The organism is Serratia sp. NPDC078593, from assembly GCF_050268245.1.
GTDB lineage: Bacteria > Pseudomonadota > Gammaproteobacteria > Enterobacterales > Enterobacteriaceae > JBNNGK01.
Window position 1 is genome coordinate 1 of sequence record NZ_JBNNGK010000030.1, and the last position, 19,078, is coordinate 19,078.

General features: G+C 50.2%; 20 protein-coding genes and 3 pseudogenes. 10 read left to right on the top strand and 13 right to left on the bottom strand.

What is annotated here, in order from left to right:
• Window positions 1–95 precede the first annotated feature (95 nt).
• From ACQKDS_RS19480 to ACQKDS_RS19490, 3 pseudogenes are all read right to left on the bottom strand, one after another.
• Window positions 96–413 (bottom strand): annotated as a pseudogene (locus tag ACQKDS_RS19480) (hypothetical protein); the annotation flags it as partial.
• 520 nt (window positions 414–933) lie between these two features.
• Window positions 934–1,053: pseudogene (locus ACQKDS_RS19485) on the bottom strand (type VI secretion system tube protein Hcp); the annotation flags it as partial.
• Window positions 1,054–1,286: 233 nt separating this feature from the next.
• A pseudogene (locus ACQKDS_RS19490) lies at window positions 1,287–1,978 on the bottom strand (hypothetical protein).
• 443 nt (window positions 1,979–2,421) lie between these two features.
• Between ACQKDS_RS19490 and ACQKDS_RS19495 the strand changes: the two are divergent.
• On the top strand, window positions 2,422–2,820 hold the full coding sequence (locus ACQKDS_RS19495; protein WP_399673789.1) for a YgiW/YdeI family stress tolerance OB fold protein: 399 nt from the start codon (window positions 2,422–2,424) through the stop codon (window positions 2,818–2,820).
• 33 nt (window positions 2,821–2,853) lie between these two features.
• Here ACQKDS_RS19495 and ACQKDS_RS19500 read toward each other — a convergent pair whose 3' ends face one another.
• A complete protein-coding gene (locus tag ACQKDS_RS19500) occupies window positions 2,854–3,279 on the bottom strand; it encodes a GNAT family acetyltransferase (RefSeq protein ID WP_399673791.1) in 426 nt (141 codons plus the stop codon).
• A gap of 414 nt (window positions 3,280–3,693) precedes the next feature.
• On the opposite strand from ACQKDS_RS19500, the gene hemF reads away from it, so the two are divergent.
• Together hemF and ACQKDS_RS19510 are read left to right on the top strand one after the other, a co-directional pair.
• Entirely contained in the window at window positions 3,694–4,608 is a 915-nt protein-coding gene (hemF, locus tag ACQKDS_RS19505) for an oxygen-dependent coproporphyrinogen oxidase (RefSeq protein WP_399673793.1), read from the top strand.
• A gap of 2 nt (window positions 4,609–4,610) precedes the next feature.
• Window positions 4,611–5,060 carry a YaiI/YqxD family protein gene (locus ACQKDS_RS19510; protein ID WP_399673795.1) on the top strand — a complete coding sequence of 150 codons (450 nt, stop codon included), beginning with the start codon at window positions 4,611–4,613 and terminating at the stop codon, window positions 5,058–5,060.
• Here ACQKDS_RS19510 and ACQKDS_RS19515 read toward each other — a convergent pair.
• Complete coding sequence (locus tag ACQKDS_RS19515) at window positions 5,057–5,896, bottom strand: ChaN family lipoprotein (protein WP_399673797.1); 840 nt, start codon at window positions 5,894–5,896, stop codon at window positions 5,057–5,059. The two genes, ACQKDS_RS19510 and ACQKDS_RS19515, sit on opposite strands and share 4 nt — an antisense overlap.
• A gap of 156 nt (window positions 5,897–6,052) precedes the next feature.
• On the opposite strand from ACQKDS_RS19515, the gene mmuP reads away from it, so the two are divergent.
• Window positions 6,053–7,474, top strand: coding sequence for an S-methylmethionine permease (gene mmuP, locus ACQKDS_RS19520; protein ID WP_399673799.1), 1,422 nt, complete (start codon window positions 6,053–6,055; stop codon window positions 7,472–7,474).
• The gene (mmuM, locus tag ACQKDS_RS19525) at window positions 7,464–8,405 is read left to right on the top strand and encodes a homocysteine S-methyltransferase (protein ID WP_399673801.1); all 942 of its coding nucleotides are present in this window, start codon (window positions 7,464–7,466) and stop codon (window positions 8,403–8,405) included. The genes mmuP and mmuM overlap by 11 nt, the downstream gene beginning before the upstream one ends.
• Before the next feature lie 52 nt (window positions 8,406–8,457).
• Here the strand turns inward: mmuM and maeB are convergent, their stop codons facing one another.
• The 7 genes from maeB to ACQKDS_RS19560 all read right to left on the bottom strand — a co-directional run bounded on the left by maeB (window position 8,458) and on the right by ACQKDS_RS19560 (window position 13,438).
• Window positions 8,458–10,737, bottom strand: a complete 2,280-nt coding sequence (gene maeB / locus ACQKDS_RS19530; RefSeq protein ID WP_399673803.1) for an NADP-dependent oxaloacetate-decarboxylating malate dehydrogenase — start codon at window positions 10,735–10,737, stop codon at window positions 8,458–8,460.
• Window positions 10,738–10,986: 249 nt separating this feature from the next.
• On the bottom strand, window positions 10,987–11,478 hold the full coding sequence (locus tag ACQKDS_RS19535) for an Hcp family type VI secretion system effector (protein ID WP_399673805.1): 492 nt from the start codon (window positions 11,476–11,478) through the stop codon (window positions 10,987–10,989).
• Between the two features lies 1 nt (window position 11,479).
• A complete protein-coding gene (locus ACQKDS_RS19540) occupies window positions 11,480–11,752 on the bottom strand; it encodes a hypothetical protein (protein ID WP_399673807.1) in 273 nt (90 codons plus the stop codon).
• Between the two features lie 437 nt (window positions 11,753–12,189).
• Window positions 12,190–12,357 (bottom strand): Rz1-like lysis system protein LysC, encoded by a 168-nt coding sequence (gene lysC, locus ACQKDS_RS19545; protein ID WP_399673809.1) that lies wholly within the window; start codon window positions 12,355–12,357, stop codon window positions 12,190–12,192.
• On the bottom strand, window positions 12,344–12,724 hold the full coding sequence (locus ACQKDS_RS19550; protein WP_399673811.1) for a hypothetical protein: 381 nt from the start codon (window positions 12,722–12,724) through the stop codon (window positions 12,344–12,346). The genes lysC and ACQKDS_RS19550 overlap by 14 nt, the downstream gene beginning before the upstream one ends.
• Window positions 12,721–13,122, bottom strand: a complete 402-nt coding sequence (locus ACQKDS_RS19555; RefSeq protein ID WP_399673813.1) for a M15 family metallopeptidase — start codon at window positions 13,120–13,122, stop codon at window positions 12,721–12,723. The genes ACQKDS_RS19550 and ACQKDS_RS19555 overlap by 4 nt, the downstream gene beginning before the upstream one ends.
• Window positions 13,112–13,438: a phage holin, lambda family gene (locus ACQKDS_RS19560; protein WP_399673815.1), complete on the bottom strand. Its 327-nt coding sequence runs from the start codon at window positions 13,436–13,438 to the stop codon at window positions 13,112–13,114. The genes ACQKDS_RS19555 and ACQKDS_RS19560 overlap by 11 nt, the downstream gene beginning before the upstream one ends.
• A gap of 415 nt (window positions 13,439–13,853) precedes the next feature.
• Here ACQKDS_RS19560 and ACQKDS_RS19565 point away from each other — a divergent pair, with 415 nt between their 5' ends.
• Window positions 13,854–15,353 (top strand): glycosyl hydrolase family 18 protein, encoded by a 1,500-nt coding sequence (locus ACQKDS_RS19565; RefSeq protein WP_399673817.1) that lies wholly within the window; start codon window positions 13,854–13,856, stop codon window positions 15,351–15,353.
• Window positions 15,354–15,467: 114 nt separating this feature from the next.
• Here the strand turns inward: ACQKDS_RS19565 and ACQKDS_RS19570 are convergent, their stop codons facing one another.
• Window positions 15,468–16,409 carry a LysR family transcriptional regulator gene (locus ACQKDS_RS19570; RefSeq protein ID WP_399673819.1) on the bottom strand — a complete coding sequence of 314 codons (942 nt, stop codon included), beginning with the start codon at window positions 16,407–16,409 and terminating at the stop codon, window positions 15,468–15,470.
• Between the two features lie 398 nt (window positions 16,410–16,807).
• Here ACQKDS_RS19570 and ACQKDS_RS19575 point away from each other — a divergent pair, with 398 nt between their 5' ends.
• The 4 genes from ACQKDS_RS19575 to ACQKDS_RS19590 all read left to right on the top strand — a co-directional run.
• Window positions 16,808–17,401, top strand: a complete 594-nt coding sequence (locus ACQKDS_RS19575; RefSeq protein WP_399673821.1) for a lytic polysaccharide monooxygenase — start codon at window positions 16,808–16,810, stop codon at window positions 17,399–17,401.
• Between the two features lie 107 nt (window positions 17,402–17,508).
• A complete protein-coding gene (locus tag ACQKDS_RS19580; RefSeq protein WP_427673884.1) occupies window positions 17,509–17,667 on the top strand; it encodes a hypothetical protein in 159 nt (52 codons plus the stop codon).
• A gap of 326 nt (window positions 17,668–17,993) precedes the next feature.
• Window positions 17,994–18,944, top strand: coding sequence for a transaldolase (tal, locus tag ACQKDS_RS19585; RefSeq protein ID WP_399673825.1), 951 nt, complete (start codon window positions 17,994–17,996; stop codon window positions 18,942–18,944).
• An 18-nt stretch (window positions 18,945–18,962) separates the two neighbouring features.
• Window positions 18,963–19,078 (top strand): hypothetical protein (locus ACQKDS_RS19590; protein WP_399673827.1); only part of this gene is annotated, 116 nt, incomplete at its 3' end.

A 19,078-nucleotide genomic window follows, 5' to 3' on the forward strand; every position in this document is an offset into this window, starting at 1 on the left:
CTGCTTTTTGCTTGATGCTGATTTTGTCATGTGAGCTACCTCTGGTTAAGAGTTTACTCACTTAGCGCCGTGTCCACTATTGCTGGGTAAGATCACTCTAACTGATCATTGGTTTTGTATTTAAATATTTCTTCAAAGTAGATCCGAAGCATTTCATAGACAACATCACCATTCTGGATAATGCGAATGACGCCGTTCCTGAAGCGCAGATCTTCCGTCCTTTGTTTCTGGCAAACATCGTTATAGTCATCAGTAAAACAGGACGTGTAATACAACAGACGGGTAGCCCCCTTCCCTAATGAATCAACTTGATTTGCGACCTGCTGTCTGACGGCAGAAACTGCATGTTCGAGCTTCAGTGCAAGAAAATTATTGGCCTGTAAATAACTGATGATTTCATTGTTACCATACATAATCGCTCCTTGCTTATTGTCATTAGACCCGGATTCCAATTTTCCCACGGGAAGCGTTCGGTTGTAGTTCAACTCATCATAAAGTTTCTACCTTGCATATCAAGTTATACGTATAAAAAATGTGGTTATATTTTATCAATACTGCCAGTTGGGGTCATGAGCCACACGCCAGCATCACCGCAAACAAACACATCTTGTTAGCAGATGATGAATTAGTCATACAGAAAGTAAATGATTTAATATTACAAATTGTCTTTTAGTAATAAGTAGCGGTTCATGTTGAGTTTTGACAGTTATTGCCTCACCCAATCTCTGGCATGAATAAAAGAAGTAAAATCAGACTACTGACAAAGCCCGTTATTAGGGAAAGCGTGGCGGTGGGGCCATAGTGGCGTAAACCACCGGAGCGCCCCTCGCTACGCTAGGCCCGGGTATCTCGGGCCATCAGCCGACTTCATCATCAAGCTCAGTAAAATTAGGCTTCTTATTTGTTACTGATTTGAAAAGATACTCAATGTGTAGTGACGCCGTGAGAGAATGATTTCAGCTCAATGGAGCCTAAACGCAGTGGCATTATACAGCTACCGATAATCGGAGAGCCATTCTCATCTTCAAGCCATAAATGTGCGGGAGTAGACATGTAATTTCCTTATCATGGATAAATAGCAGTAACGATAAAACATTACCATTTCACGTAACGTGCAAATATAAACACTATTAATATGGCGAACAAACCGACAGGCCAAATGGGACTATCAGGAAAGAAATATCTTTGCAGCAATGCAAATATAATAATGCAAAACGAGGGTGCATATAGCGAAAACAATTGTCGAAAAAGCCACGACAACATTCGTTTAATAAATAACATCATAGCTACCTAATCATTTTTTCTATAATATGAGCTATCCCTTCATCTGATGCCCATTGCGCCGTCAACGCGCCTGCGCGTTCAAACAATGATTCAACCATAAAATACATCATCTCAAGCTCTTGAACATATAGTGCGGCGAAGAACGCAGGATAAGTAATGCGGAGACGTTCCGCACTATCTGCTGCCTTCTGCACAATGCCATACATGCCAACTACTGTGACTGCTGTGCCCGCAGCACGCCCTGCAATAGCACTCATATCACGGCTAAGATTCATACCGGTAGAGACAGATGTTGCTGTAGCTAAAGTAAATCCTGCTTTCGTCAGAGAATTTGCGGCAATATGGATATTAATAGCCATAAGCTTTTGTTTGATAAGCTCCAGTTGATCTGATGTTTTGTATTTTAATATCTCCTCAAAATAAATTCTGAGTATGTCATATACAACGCCACCGTGTTGAATAAGATGAATAACGCCTTTTTGGAAGCGAATATCTTCATTTTTTGACGTTGACATATGTCCTGATATTCATCAGTAAAGCAGGACGTATAATACAGCACTCGCCTTGCACCTACGCCTATCGTTTCAATCTGATTTGATACAGCCTTTCCTACGCCCGTTAATGCGTGGTCGAATTTTAACGCCAGAATTTTATTAGCCTGCAAATAACTGATAACTTCATTGCTGTTGTACATAACCGCTCCTTGCTTATGTTCATTAGACCCGGTTTTCCATTTTTCCACGGGAAGCGTTCGGTTGTAGTTAACGCTTTATCTTGCACACCAAGATCACCATACAAAAAACATGTCTATATGCATAGCTATTTGTCGGCACCATGATGTCATATCAGAATCGGACTCTATCATTATGCCCTTTTATTTTTAAACTTATGCCGCTGCCCTGTTGGCGCAATGCACCCGCCGTGATGATCATCGTCATCAGGAGAATAAATCGGGGATACCTTCACGGCCGCTTCCTGGTTATTACACAAAGCCTTTACACAGATGGGTTAAATTTTTACTCTTTCAATCAGTCGGCTTAAGAACCCCTTAAGATCCTTGTGCTTTAATTAACTCACACACATAGTGCCCTAATGGTTGGGTTAATCATTCACTGAATAAGATAAGGAAGCTTAACGATGAAAAAACTGACGCTGGTCATGTTGATCGCCCTGTGCAGTGCACCGGTTCTCGCCCAGCAAGGTGGCTTCAACGGCCCCCATACCCAGCAACCCCAGACTAGCACCGGCCAACAAGGCGGCTTTTTAGGCCCAAGCGCGGCGCTGACCACGGTAGACAAAGTCAAATCGATGAGTGACGACACGTGGGTCATGCTGCAAGGCAATATTGAACAACGGGTCGGCGATGACACCTACACCTTCCGCGATGCCACCGGCACGCTTACGGTAGAAATCGACCACAAACGCTGGCATGGTCAAACGGTGACGCCAAAAGACAAGGTGCAACTGGAAGGTAAAGTGGACAAAGATTGGAGTAGCGTAGAAGTCGATGTGAAAACCATCAAAAAGATACGCTAAGCGTAGCGACGGGCGCGCCAACGCCCGTCAATATCAATATTCCTGATCTTCAATCAGTCGTTTACCCAAGCTGGTAATTCCTTGTGTTTCATACCCCAGCTTTTCATACATTTCGATCACGGCATCGTTGTCTTCACGCACCACCAGCTGAATCTTCGGGCACCCGCGCGCCATCAACTTTTTCTCCAACCGGCTCATTAACGCATTAGCAATACCACGGCCGCGATAATCAGGATGTACACCAAGGTAATAAGCCGAACCGCGATGGCCGTCATAGCCGCCCATGACCGAGCCGACCACTTCTCCGCCCACTTCTGCCACCAAAAACAGATCCGCATCATGGTGGAGTTTGCGCTCAATATCCATCTCAGGATCGTTCCACGGGCGCAACAGATCGCACCGTTCCCACAGGGTGATGACTTCTTCAAAGTCGTCTTGTCGAAATACGCGAATTTCCATCGTTGTTCGCCACGGTTAATAAATATATTTACCTGATTATACCCAAAGTCATTGAAGTTGCATCACGGTGGCCACAGCGGCAGGCCAATCACCGATAACAAGCATCGCACAAAAAACCAATAATCCCACCATTCAACGGCCAATAATGATGCCCCACATTCGACCATCTGCCCGTTCAATTGATCCTGTTCACTCTATTTGCCCGGCTACGGCCGCGAGCAAAGTGCGCCAAACGCGACCAATCACGTCATGGATAGCTCCCCCCGGTCTACTTAAAGCTGCTGCATTCATTCACTAAATCACTTGTTGCTGTCTGCGCATCGGCTTTTACTCACCCGCCGCCTTGATGCAGTTTCACTGATTTTGGGTATATACTTAGCGCCCTCTTTGCCCTGAAACTGCGAATTCTCCCCTATGAGTTTACCCGACATCGCTAAAGTCAAATCTTTCCTGCTGGCGCTGCAAGACCAAATTTGCCAACAATTAGCACAGGCCGACGGCAGCGCTACGTTTATTGAAGACCGCTGGACGCGTGAAGAAGGCGGCGGTGGCCGCAGCCGGGTGCTGACCCACGGTGCCGTATTTGAACAGGCTGGCGTGAACTTCTCGCACGTTTCTGGCGCCATGCTGCCCGCCTCGGCTACCGCGCACCGGCCAGAGCTCGCGGGGCGTAGCTTTCAAGCGATGGGGGTGTCACTGGTGATTCATCCACTTAACCCCTACGTGCCAACCAGCCACGCCAACGTGCGCTTTTTTATTGCCGAAAAACCGGGTGAAGCGCCGGTATGGTGGTTCGGCGGCGGCTTCGATATGACGCCTTACTACGGTTTCAAAGAAGATGCGGTGCATTGGCACCGTACCGCCCAGCAATTATGCGCGCCGTTCGGTGAACAGGTTTACCCACAATACAAAAAGTGGTGCGACGACTATTTCTTCATCAAACACCGTAATGAAGCACGCGGTATCGGCGGGCTGTTTTATGACGATCTCAACTCACCGAATTTCGACCACTGCTTCGCTTTCACCCGCGCAGTCGGTGAAGGTTTCCTTGATGCTTACCTGCCGATCGTGGCTAAGCGAAAAACGCTAGCCTGGGGTGAGCAACAGCGTCAGTTCCAACTGTATCGTCGCGGTCGTTATGTCGAATTTAATTTGGTATGGGATCGCGGTACGTTGTTTGGTCTTCAGACCGGCGGACGTACCGAGTCTATTTTAATGTCCATGCCACCGCTGGTGCGCTGGGAATATAATTACCAACCGGCAGAAGATAGCCCGGAAGCGGCGCTGTATCGTGATTTTCTGCCGGTTCGCGATTGGCTGGAGGAATAACCATGCAAATTTGGGTCGATGCGGACGCTTGTCCGAACGTGATCAAAGAGGTGCTGTACCGTGCCGCCGATCGCACCGCCACGCTAGTGACGCTGGTCGCCAACCAGCCGTTACGCACGCCACCGTCAAAATATCTGCGCACGTTGCAAGTGGCAGCCGGTTTTGACGTGGCAGATAATGAAATCGTACGCCGTTGTGCCGCAGGCGACTTAGTCATTACTGCCGACATCCCACTGGCAGCCGAAGTGATCGAAAAAGGCGCAGTCGCACTCAACCCACGCGGTGAACGTTACACGCCAGATACCATTCGCGAGCGTCTTAATATGCGCGACTTTATGGATACCCTGCGCGCCAGCGGTATCCAGACCGGTGGCCCCAACACCTTAAACCAGCGCGATCGCCAACTGTTCGCCAACGAGCTAGATAAATGGCTGGTACAGGTCAAACGCTAATTGGCGGGCGGTATCGTCCACAGGTAATCCGCTCGCTCTTTGCCGATCTCGGCCCCCGGTTCCACTAGCATCAACACAACCGGTTTTACCGCCGGTTGTAAATCCTCCATGTGCAACGGCACCCCGACGCGTTTTGAAGCATGATACCCGCCAGCAATCAGTAAGCTCGGCGTGGGTGCCGCCAGTAATTGCTCGGCCATGCGTCGATCGCGCTGTTGCTGAATAGCCACCATCGCCTGCAATCGAGCAGCATCAATATTTCCGCCGTGCGCATAGCGGATGGTCGCGGCAAGCTCTTGCTGTACTGCCGCTGATGTTGATAGCACGCCTGGTGGAATCAGCGGACGCTGATAAAACGCCAGCACCTCACTGCGATCCAGATTTGCTGAAAGCAGCGGATACGGCGCCGCTAACGCGGTGGTGACCACATCACCATACTGCGCCCACGGCCACCCCGGCTGCCAGCTCAACTGTATTGGCACCTGGCGCCAATCGATGTGTTCACCCTCTCTAACCTGTTGCTTTACCTCATCAATCCGCGCCTGCTGGTCAGGATTAATCATCTCCAGCAATACACTGCCCTGAGCGCGCTGTTGCGGTAATTGCTGGAGCAGCCACAACTCGATGCGATGATGATCGGCATTATCGTGTTTTTCTCCCACGATCACGCGCGGCACCGCGGCCAATTGAGTGAGTAACTGGGCTGGCGTCAACCGGTCCCCACTGTGTAAATCGGTGATGGTCCCCGGCAGCGTACGGGCATCAACCTGTCGCTGATTTGGCGAATAACTGCAAGCGACGAGCAACAGTGTCGCGATTAAAACCCAAAATTTCATCTTGTTAGCCTCGGCAAAACGTCTGTCCATTATAGATAACAATTATCATTTACAAACAACAATCTCCCCGCGCGCGCCACTACGCATTGATTTCATTGCGCAGAGCAGGTATAACGATTAGCCATTTAGCTGTTTAGATGTCTATACGGATACGATATGAAGCAATCACCTGCGCCCGCCGAAGGGCAGTTTAAACGCACCATGAAAGCCCGACATCTGGTGATGCTTTCTTTAGGGGGTGTCATCGGCACCGGGCTGTTTTTCAACACCGGCTATATCATTTCTACCACCGGAGCGCTCGGTACGTTATTGGCCTATGCGATCGGCGCGTTGGTGGTATATCTGGTGATGCTATGCCTTGGCGAACTTTCCGTTGCGATGCCGGAAACCGGCGCATTCCACGTTTATGCTTCCCGCTATCTTGGCCCCGCAACGGGCTATACGGTGGCGTGGCTTTACTGGTTAACCTGGACGGTGGCGTTAGGCTCAAGCCTGACCGCCGCCGGTTTCTGTATGCAATACTGGTTTCCGAACTCGCCAGTGTGGCTATGGTGCCTGATTTTCTGCATTGCGATTTTCCTGTTGAATATCGTCACCACCCGATTTTTTGCCGAAAGTGAATTCTGGTTCTCGCTGATTAAAGTGATCACCATTCTGGCATTTATCGTGTTGGGCGGTGCCGCGCTGTTTGGCATCATTCCGATGAAAGACGGCACGCCCGCCCCCTTCTTGCATAACCTGACCGCTTCCGGCTGGTTTCCTAACGGTACATTGCCGATCCTGATGACCATGGTGGCGGTGAACTTTGCCTTTTCCGGTACGGAGTTGATTGGTATCGCCGCCGGGGAAACGGAGAATCCAGAAAAAGTCGTGCCGTGGGCTATTCGTACTACGGTGATCCGCCTGATGGTCTTTTTCCTCGGCACGGTATTTGTGCTGGCCGCCTTGCTGCCGATGGAGCAGGCTGGCGTGGTTAAAAGCCCATTTGTACTGGTGTTTGAGCGTATTGGCGTACCTTACGCCGCCGATATTTTCAACTTCGTGATTCTGACCGCCATTCTGTCTGCCGCCAATTCAGGCCTGTATGCATCAGGCCGCATGCTGTGGTCATTGGCCAATCAACGCACGCTGCCAGCCTATTTCTCTCGCGTTAACCGGCGCGGTATCCCGTTCAATGCGTTGACGTTCAGCATGCTCGGCGGGGTGTTAGCCCTGCTGACTAGCGTGATCGCACCGGATACGGTATTTGTCGCCTTGTCTGCCATCTCTGGCTTTGCGGTGGTGGCGGTCTGGCTGAGTATCTGCGCGGCGCACTATGCCTTCCGGCGCGCCTATGTCCGCAGCGGCCAATCCATTTCCGGCCTCAAGTACCGCGCGCCCGGCTATCCGCTAACGCCCATCGCTGGTTTCACCCTGTGTCTATTGGCCTGTATTGGTCTGGCATTTGATCCAGAACAGCGCATCGCGCTGTATTGCGGCCTGCCGTTTGTCGCGTTGTGCTACGGTGCTTATTACCTCACCCGCCGCGCGGCCGGCAAAAAATCATTATTGAATGCAGGAGAAGAACATGCCAGTTAATAACCCAATCGCTCCGTTACTGGATCAGGGCCGTACGCTGATCCTCGACGGCGCACTGGCGACCGAACTCGAAGCGCGCGGCTGCGATCTCAGCGATCCACTGTGGTCGGCCAAAGTGTTGATCGAAAATCCTGAACTGATTTATCAGGTGCATCTGGATTATTTCAACGCCGGAGCCCAATGTGCCATTACCGCCAGCTATCAGGCCACACCGCAGGGATTTCAACGACGCGGGTTGGACGGGGCACAATCTCTGGCGCTGATTGCCAAAAGCGTGCAACTGGCGCAACGGGCGCGCAGCGCTTATTTAGCCCAGCATCCGCAAGCCGCGCCGCTACTGATTGCCGGTTCGGTCGGCCCCTACGGCGCATTTTTGGCCGATGGCTCTGAATACCGCGGTGATTATGCGCTGTCACAGGCAGAAATGATGGCTTTCCACCGCCCGCGTATTAGCGCGCTGGCGCAAGCCGGTGTAGATGTGCTGGCATGTGAGACACTGCCATCATTCGCTGAGTTGCAGGCACTGTTGACGTTGTTAAACGATTTCCCATCACTGGGTGCCTGGTTCTCTTTCACGCTGCGTGACAGCAATCATCTCAGCGACGGTACGCCGTTGACCGACGTTATCGCACTGCTCAACGGCAACCCCCACGTGTTGGCAATCGGCATTAACTGTATTGCATTGGAAAACGTCAGCCCGGCACTGCGACAATTGACGGCACTAACCGACTGCCCGCTGCTGGTCTATCCCAACTCCGGCGAGCACTACGATGCGGTGAGCAAAACCTGGCATACCTGCGGGGGGGAACACGGCAACGTGGCCGATCACGCGTGCGACTGGCAACAAATTGGCGCACGATTGATCGGGGGGTGCTGCCGTACCACACCACAAGATATTCGGGCTATCGCTCAGAAATTGTCCGGCGTTTAAATGAATCGGGGCGAACATATGTTCGCCCCAAATGCGTGGTTAAACCGTGATATTACATTGGTGTGCTTTGCGCCTCGACCACCGCCAACGCCACCATATTGACGATACGGCGTACCGAAGCGATCGGCGTCAGAATATGCACCGGCTTCGCAACCCCCATCAGCACCGGCCCCACCGTCACCCCTTCTGAGGACGAGACACGTAACAAGTTATAACTGATACGCGCCGCTTCCATATTCGGCATGATCAGCACGTTAGCCGAGCCTTTCAGCGGGCTGTCGGGCATTAAATCATGACGAATACTCTCTACCAGCGCAGCGTCACCGTGCATTTCACCATCGATTTCTAACTCCGGCGCCATGGCGTTAACCAGCTCCAACGTTTTACGCATTTTACGCGCCGCCGGACAATCGGACGAACCAAAGCTGGAGTGCGACAGCAACGCGACCTTCGGCTCAATGCCAAAACGTCGCACGGTTTCTGCCGCCATCAGCGTAATTTCAGCCAACTGTTCCGGGGTGGGATCGTCATTGACGTAGGTGTCGGCAATAAACGTGTTGCCGCTAGGCAGCAGTAAGGCGTTCATCGCACCGGCGACGTGTGCGCCTTCACGGAAGCCAAACACATTTTTTACTACCTCGTAATGCTCGTGATAACTGCCAATAGTGCCGCATATCATGGCATCGGCTTCACCGCGATGCAGCATGATGGCCGCGATCAGCGTCGGGTTACCAATCACCGCCCGGCGAGCCTGCTCTTGTGACACACCGCGGCGCTTCATGATTTGATAATACTCGCCCCAATAGGCTTTGAAACGTGGGTCAGATTCATTGTTAACCACTTCAAAATCTTTGCCCGCCGTCATTTGCAGACCCAATTTCTTCAAGCGCATGTCGATCACGCTGGGTCGACCAATCAGAATCGGAAACGCCAATCCTTGAGAAATCAGCTCCTGAGTGGCGTGTAAAACCCGCTCTTCCTCACCTTCTGCCAGTACTACGCGTTTTACCTGTTTCTTCGCCTGTGAAAAAATCGGCTTCATGAACAGGTTGGTTTTGTAGACGAACTCGCTCAGTTTCTCAACGTAGGCATCAAAGTCTGCTATCGGGCGCACCGCAACACCGGAATCCATCGCCGCTTTCGCCACTGCCGGGGCGATCTTAACGATCAAACGCGGGTCGAAAGGTTTCGGAATGATATATTCCGGGCCGAACGACAGATCTTGATCGCCATAGGCGGAAGCCACCACGTCGTTTTGTTCGGCCAATGCCAGATCGGCAATCGCATGCACACAAGCCAGCTTCATTTCTTCGTTGATGGTGGTCGCACCGACGTCCAACGCACCACGGAAAATGAACGGGAAGCACAACACATTGTTAACCTGATTCGGGTAGTCAGAGCGGCCGGTGCAGATGATGGCATCTGGGCGCACCGCTTTCGCCAGCGGCGGTAAAATTTCAGGTTCTGGGTTGGCTAGCGCCATGATCAACGGATCTCTTGCCATGGTTTTCACCATGTCTTGCGTGAGCACGCCCGGCCCGGAGCAGCCGAGGAAAATATCCGCATCCGGAATGGCATCGGCCAGCGTACGCTGGCCGTTATCCTCAATGGCGTACGCCGCTTTGGTTTCTTCCATTTTGGCGTCGCGACCTTTATAGATCACGCCTTTGGAATCGCACACCGTGATGTTCTGCGGCCGCAGCCCTAACGCCACTAACAGGTTAAGACAGGCAATGGAGGCCGCACCGGCACCGGAAACCACCAGCCGCACGTCTGAAATATTTTTCTTTACCACGCGCAAACCGTTCAGCACCGCCGCCGTGGTGATGATCGCGGTGCCATGCTGGTCGTCATGGAATACAGGAATGTTCATGCGTTCGCGTAGTTTCTTTTCGATATAGAAACATTCCGGCGCTTTGATATCTTCCAGGTTGATACCGCCAAACGTCGGCTCCAACGCGGCAATGACATCAATTAGTTTATCGGGATCGTGTTCATCGACTTCGATATCGAACACATCAATACCAGAAAACTTCTTAAACAGGACGCCTTTGCCTTCCATCACCGGCTTACCGGCTAATGCGCCGATATTGCCTAACCCCAATACCGCCGTTCCGTTGGAAATCACCGCCACCAAATTGCCGCGTGCGGTGTACTTATAGGCCGCCAGTGGGTCGGCAGCAATTTCCAGGCAGGGCGCGGCAACGCCGGGTGAATAGGCCAGTGCTAAATCGCGTTGAGTAGCCAGAGGTTTAGTTGGCGAGACTTGGATCTTCCCTGGGACTGGAAACTGGTGAAAATCGAGGGCACTCTGTTTGAGCTGTTCGTCCATTGTGGATTCCTTTGCTTTTTTACTTTTATGTTGAGGTAAGACTGTTTGGCTATACCAGTATAGTGAGAGAATCATCACAAACTTTGAAGCACGCCATAACCTTGATCGAAACTCTCTTATAAAGGCTTAAAACAAGTAGCACAGGACGACGCAGAAAAAAACCGCTGTGAATATAATGAGGATTATTAGTTAATGGTATGTTCACACGCTGTCCGCACATTATCAGCAAAAAGCGAGACGCCCCTTACTTTACGCGGCAGCGCGTTCGTTCCAAGCGTCTGTATACTGGATGTTGCCATCAACAATGTGCCAAGTGATCTTTTCGTACTGCAAACTGACGCTCTCGATGTGGTTCATTTTATCGTTACCAGCTAACTTCACATTGGGTACACCACAGTTAACACCGGTGACCCTGACGTTTTCCAGCAACACAATATAATAACAAACCTCTTGCCCAGCATCATTTATATGATAGAAGCGGATTTCTGCGCTTTTCAGCGTCTGCCCTGTCGCCGCTGCTTTATAAAGATAAGGAGTTGAGCTATCAACATCCTTTTCAATCATCATAGATGAATGCTGACGTGTGCCGGTGATTTTGCCATTGGCGCTGTCTACAGGTAGGTTAATACCGTGGCTCAGCCCAATGATCTCTACGCTTCCTTCACGATCCTGAACGTCTACAGATCCTTTGATGTCTGCACCGCCATCATCTTTGAGCCACATATACGGAGGGATTGGCATTTTACGTTTTCCTTATTTTTCTGATTAGCGTCATTGCTAAGATGTAAATGACCGTTGTAATAGAAAAAACGGTGATCACAGAGAAGTAAAAATAGAGGTAATAAAAATTATCTGCCCCTATCTCACCTGCACCATAAATCATATGGCCTAAATGGCTTACCAGATCGCGGTTAAACCATACTTCAGGATTCCCTAAGGTTCGTCCTACAACAAAAGACAAAAGAATATAGCAGGCAACTTTGGCAAGACTACGGGCAAGTGTGGCTATAATCACTGGCTATCACCTCAATCCAACCTCGAGCTATAAGCAACTTCATGCACGGAACCCGTATAGGCGTTGTTCTCAAAAGCGCATTTCTGATTAGCGCATAATCCGCGCCGTTCAGTAACATTTTTCCTTGTAATGCCATAAATCACCCATATCCCTGTAATTCACTAGGCTTAAGATAGTGGCATAGCGTCAGGCGAACCAGAGTAAAATCTGATGCCCGCAATAGAAAACGCCCCGAACCAGATCGATCAGTGAGTCGGATGAATGTAAGCTGCGGGAATAATAGCTATGTTGTCAGGCTAACAGGGAATAACGATGTTCACCGCACCCGTTGCTGACGCACGCCTGTTTAACAATCAGGTACCCGTGCATGTTAAGCAATTGAAAAGCCGTCGCTATGACGTCTCAAACTCGCGTAACCGTACCGTTTAGGCTCAGCGCTACTGTGAGGGTAATCCGGCACGCCAGGCGTTCAGCGTCGCCACCTGCCCCGCACACAACTGTAATGCCGTTTGCAGCGCCAACGCGTAACTGGCCGCATCGCCCCAAGTATCACCCTGTAATGTCGGCCGCTCGCAAGGAATAAACACCGACTCAGGGGGCAGCACGATGAGCGCTTGCGGCGAAGGCTGGGCGCAAGAGCTCAAACACAGTGCCAGGCAAAGACTGCCCAGCACAGACGTTATTTTTGATCGCTTCACGATATTTCCTCTGATCGTTGTCACGTTGTTGGCGCAACTGCTGCTCCTGCCGCTGCTGCGCCGCCATCAGTTCCCGGTTCTGCCTCTCTTGCGTTTGCAAGGTGGCTATCACGCCCGCCTGCTGCGTCACCCTTTCCTGCTGCACGGCCAGCTGTTGTTGCGACAGAGCCAAACGATGCGACAACAGCGTGCAATAGCCACCAAGGGCAACCGCCGCCAGCAACAGCGAGATAAACCCGCCCTGCGCTAAACGTGGGAATAAACCGCTACTCATGCCGGATAATCCTTAAACGACAGTTGAAAATGCGGCCCATCTCTCAACGTTTTCCATTCTCCTCCCCATTCGACATTCACACCGCACTCGCGCGCAGCCCGGCGCACCGCGACGGCGATTTGCGCATAATAATCCCACTCCCACGACACCACGCCCGCCGGCATCGCCACCACATCGACAGCATGGCCGGTCAGGTGACGGCTTCTCAGCGTCTGACTTTTGCCGCTGCGCACCAAGTCACGCTGGCGTGCCATACTGCGGATCCCTTCAGTGATAGAGAACGGCACCAGCGAATAATTCAGTGCTAACCGCATAACCCGCACCAAATCGTCATGAACCCCTTGCAACCGTTCTTCACTGCGCGCAGTGAACCGCATCTCTTCTCTTTCACTTAACATTTTTGAACCCCGTTTTTTTGCCAATTATTTTTTTAATTAATGCGCTGATATAATCAGCCCCAAGAAATCCAATCAGTACGCTGGTGATATTGGCCCATTTGATTTCCCATCCCATCAGCGATAAAGCGTCACGTGCGGTCCATGCCAGCAATGCACACATGCCTGCATTTAATAAACGACGCCGAATACCGACATTGCGATAGGCGCCAATCAGTAATGCCATCATGCCCGCCAATATGGCATTTATTATTGGTTGTAAATATTCGCTCACCTGTTGAATGAGTAACCCAACCGTATCTGGCTCTAAGCTGGACATTGTTATTCTCCTATTTTATTTTTAATTACACGCCAAGAATGGCCGTTCGCTCATCGGGGAATAGTTAAAATTTAGTGACAAATTGGATTGCAAATCAAATGAATTAATACACCGCTAATAATCAAAAAAAGTCATTATTGCCAGCTCGTCACACAACAGAAGGTGGAGAATGCCAGAAGTAAATGGGTCATGTTCAAGATGGAACGAAAAAATATTACCGAAAAATGGAGAGTTAATGAATTCAATATTAATTAATGCGAGTTAAACAAAGCACTTAGTGGCGAGTAACTTAAGCGCATTAAAATTAATTCACAATAGCTGTGATTTATTTTATCTTTACTTAGAGCCAATTAAATTGAATTAATAACGGCGAGGGATTCACTCTCAACACATTAACATTTTATGGAGATAAATTATGTCCGCACGCAAAGCCGTTATTGGTTATTATTTTATTCCAACTCATCAAATTAATAATTATACCGAAAATGACACCTCGATTGTGCCATTCCCGGTATCGAATATCACAGCGGAAAAAGCCAAGCAGCTCACCCATATCAACTTTTCGTTCCTTGATATCAACAGCAATCTCGAATGTGCGTGGGATCCAGAGACTGACGATGTTAAAGCTCGCGACGTCGTCAATCGCCTACGGGCGCTAAAAGCGCATAATCCAGAGCTACGGATTATGTTTTCCATCGGCGGTTGGTACTACTCCAATGATCTTGGTGTTTCCCACGCTAACTACGTCAATGCCGTGAAAACGCCAGAAGCACGCAGCAAATTTGCCCAATCTTGCCTACGCATCATGACGGATTATGGCTTTGATGGTGTGGACATCGACTGGGAATACCCGCAAGGCAGTGAAGTCGAGAACTTTATCGCCGCGTTGCAGGAAATCCGCATCCTGGTCGATCGCCAGACAGTAACTGATGGCCGTCAATCATTGCCGTATCAACTGACCATTGCTGGTGCTGGCGGTGCGTTCTTCCTGTCACGCTATTACGGCAAACTGGCACAAATCGTCGCCCCACTCGATTACATTAATCTGATGACCTACGATCTGGCGGGTCCGTGGGAGCGCATCACCAACCACCAAGCCGCGCTGTTCGGTGACGAAGCGGGGCCAACCTTCTACAATGCGCTCCGTGAAGCTAATTTAGGATGGAGTTGGGAGGAACTGACGCGTGCTTTCCCAAGCCCATTCAGCCTGACGGTAGATGCGGCGGTACAGCAACACTTGCTGCTCGGCGGTGTGCCAAGTGAAAAAATCGTGATGGGTGTGCCGTTTTATGGCCGCGCGTTCAAAGGCGTTGCCGCAGCGAACAACGGCCAATACAGTTCTCACACAACCCAGGGGGAAGATCCGTATCCAAGCACCGACTACTGGCTGGTCGGTTGTGAAGAGTGCGTTCGCGATAAAGATCCACGCATCGCCTCTTATCGTCAATTGGAGCAAATGCTGCAGGGTAATTACGGCTATGAGCGTTTTTGGAATGATAAAACCAAAACGCCTTATTTGTATCACGCCGCAAATGGGCTGTTTGTGACCTATGACGATGCTGAAAGCTTCAAATACAAGGCAAAATACATCAAACAGAATAAACTCGGCGGTGTGATGTTCTGGCACCTTGGCCAAGACAACCGTAATGGTGATTTGCTGACATCGTTGGATCGTTACTTTAACGCTACCGACTATGACGACAGCCAGTTGGATATGGGCACCGGTATTCGCTACAGCGGTATTGGCCCGGGTAATCTGCCCGTGATGAGTGCCCCGGCTTACGTCGCCGGCACCGTATATAATCAAGGGGATCTTGTCTCGCACCAAGGCTACGTCTGGCAGGCCAAGTGGGGATACGTGACCTCTATTCCAGGTTCAGATACCGCCTGGTTGCGCGTGGGCCGCGTAGCCTAATCAAGCCTCAATCATCAAAAAACCCCGCGGCCATCAGCTGCGGGGTTTTATTCATTTAAGCGTTTAATTTTCGCATCCCTTCGTTCCCATTCCCAAATAATTTATGACGGATAATCAGTTATTACACCACGGATAACCGCCATCACGTACTAACTCACGCCCCATCAGACTAAAGACATCACTTTTACGCGTCAGCCGTTCATGCCACCAGTTGAATCCAACCCCCTTGCTGGCGGGGTGCCAGGCTAACCAGATCATCTCATCGCCCTTTTGCATCTCCACCGGCACCGCGACCAATTCACCATTTGCCAACTCTTTTTCAATCAGCATCGGTGGCAAGAATCCGTGACCGATGCCGCGCTTGAGCAGCGCCAGTTTACTTTCCACATCACACACCACCAGTTGTCGCTGTAAAGGCAAAACGCCGGTGTTGCGTTTAGGCAGTTCCTGGCTGCTGTCGGCAATGGTGACAACAATATCGCTAAGCCGCTGATTTTTGCTGACCGGTTTTTTCTGGGCGGCAAAAGGATGCGACGGTGAAACGCACAAAACAAAATCCAGCTTGCCGAGCATCAGCGTTTTAGCCTGAACGCTGTCCGGGATCTGACCAATAGCGATGATCAGATCGGCACGATTGTTTTTCAGTGCATCCCAGGTGCCATTCAGTGCCTCGCGCTGAATCGATATGTTCGCGTTTGGGCTATGGCCAATATAGTCGCGAATATCTTGCGTCATCGTCTCCAGCGGAAAAAGTTTATCGACTACGATGCGTATATTATTATCGAGTTTTGGGATATTCTTGACGCGGCTTTCCAAGTCTTGTACCGCATTTAATATCCATCCTCCTTCTTTTAGCAAAAACTCCCCTTCGTCAGTCAGGGTAATAACCGGGCCGTTACGGTGAAAAAGTTTCACACTGAGTTTACTTTCAATATTTGAAACACGATATGATATCGCTGAGGGGGTTTTATGCAAAGCTTCGGCCGCCATTGAGAAAGAGCCGGTATTTTTAATGGTGCTTATTATCTTAATAGCATCCAGGGATAATCTAGTCATACAAATTCCTCTTTAAAATAAAATAACAAAAGAAAAGTGACACTAAATTCCCTAAGGTGTTGGTGCGTAAAAATCGATCAAGTACCACAAAAAAATAAGACCACAGGCAATATACTCCAATGCCTGCGACGTCATTTGAAAGAGTATTCATCATCTCTTCAAACAAAATTCATCATGAGGCCGTGCATTTAGACATCAGCATTAAGACAAATTCAACTTACATTCGAAAGTAATCATCATAATTATTTTAGTTAATAGCCTATAAAACATTCCGCTATCAACACATTGGTAAATGGTAAAAATAAAACAAGCCGATAGTTATTTCATTCGTAACAAAGATCGCTATCGGTGAAAAATAAACTCAACTCACACATTATCATTGTTAAACCGGAGTCATTATGAATACCACCTCCCGTACTTTACTGTCTCTTAGCCTGCTCAGCGCAGCGATGTTCGGTATTTCTCAGCAAGCCAACGCCCACGGTTATGTTGAATCCCCAGCAAGTCGTGCTTATCAGTGCAAGCTGCAACTCAATAAGCAATGTGGCAGTGTGCAATATGAGCCGCAAAGCATCGAAGGGTTAAAAGGTTTCCCACAGGCTGGGCCGCAAGATGGCCACATTGCCAGTGCGGATAACGCCCCTTTCTTTGAGTTAGACGCGCAAACGCCAACCCGTTGGAATAAGCTCAACCTTAAAACCGGGCCAAACGCCTTTACCTGGACTCTGACCGCGCGTCACAGCACCACCAGCTGGCGTTATTTCATCACCAAACAGGGCTGGGATGCATCACAGCCGCTGACCCGTGCCTCATTTGATCTGACACCTTTCTGCCAGTTCAACGATGGTGGTGCCCAGCCGGCAGCAAAAGTGACTCACCAGTGCAACATACCTGCTGATCGCAGCGGTTCGCACGTCATTCTTGCTGTGTGGGATATAGCAGATACCGATAACGCCTTCTATCAAGCGATTGACGTTAATCTGAGTAAGTAAACCAAGAGGGAAGCCGGGTTCGGCTTCAGGCGGAACCCGGTAGCCGCTCTGCTAAAATAGGAACTGAGGGCGAGGCATGCCTCGCCCCTACCAATGGCAAATGGCAAATGGCAAATGGCAAATGGCAAATGGCAAATGGCAAATGGCAAATGGCAAATGGCAAATGGCAAGTGGCAAGTGGCAAGTGGCAAGTGGCAAGTGGCAAGTGGCAAGTGGCAAGTGGCAAGTGGCAAGTGGCAAGTGGCAAGTGGCAAGTGGCAGGGTGAAGTTGATACAATACAGATAACAATGCAATCGAGTTCGATCAGCCAACCTCTTAACACGTAAAACAGACCTCCGGGGCGCAAATCCCCCCTTACTTGACGTTAGCTCGGGATTCATTGCTCTTATCCATCACAACAATCAGAAAAAGCGTATTTTCTTTCCCTGCTGCATGATGCAGTGTGTTCCCCCTATGATGAAAAAAATTCTTATTTCGTCTTTGTAAAATCAAACCGTAGCGCGCAGAACGCGCGCGGGCTTTGATGTATGAAGGGGTTAGCCAACACCGCGACGGTTTAAAGGTGAAGGCTAAAAAACAAGGAGCTTTAAAATGAATCAACTTAACGCACTCAAACAGCTGACCACCGTGGTTGCCGACAGCGGCGACATCGAGTCTATTCGTCAGTTCGAACCGGAAGACGCCACGACCAACCCTTCACTGATTTTGAAAGCCGCGGCATTACCGCAGTATCAGCCACTGATCACCGAAGCATTAGAATACGCTCGCCAACAAGGTGGCAGCAAAGAAACGCAGTTGATCAACGCCTGCGATAAACTCGCCGTCAATATCGGCGTTGAAATCCTGAAAAGCGTGCCGGGCCGTATTTCGACAGAAGTCGACGCTCGCCTGTCGTTCGATCGTGGTATGTGTGTGGCTAAAGCACGTAAGTTGATCGCACTTTATCAGGAACAAGGGATTAATAAATCGCGCATCCTGATCAAGCTGGCTGCCACGTGGGAAGGGATCAAAGCGGCAGAAGAGCTGGAAAAAGAAGGTATCAACACCAATCTGACGCTGCTGTTCTCCTTTGCTCAGGCGCGTGCCTGCGCCGAAGCCGGTGTCTACCTGATCTCGCCGTTTGTTGGGCGTATTTACGATTGGTATCAGGCCAAGCAGCCCGCCGCCGAGTACGATGCCGAGCAGGATCCGGGGGTCAAATCGGTGCGTTCCATTTATGAATATTATAAACAGCACCGTTACCAGACCGTGATCATGGGTGCCAGCTTCCGCCGCGTAGAACAAATTTTGGCGCTGGCCGGGTGCGATCGCCTGACCATCTCACCCAATCTGCTGGAACAACTGAAGCAGAGCGAGCAGCCGGTTGAGCGTAAACTCGCCCCATCAACGGAAGGTTTCCATCAGCCGGCTCCGCTAGCCGAAGCGGAATTCCGCTGGCTGCATAATCAGGACGCAATGGCGGTAGACAAACTGGCCGAAGGCATTCGTCTGTTTGCCGTTGACCAACAAAAGCTGGAAGACATGCTGGCCGCTGAACTTTAATTTTAGGAGCACTTTGTTATGCCTTCGCGTAAAGAATTAGCCAACGCTATCCGCGCACTCAGCATGGACGCCGTACAAAAAGCCAAATCCGGCCACCCGGGTGCACCGATGGGTATGGCCGATATCGCCGAAGT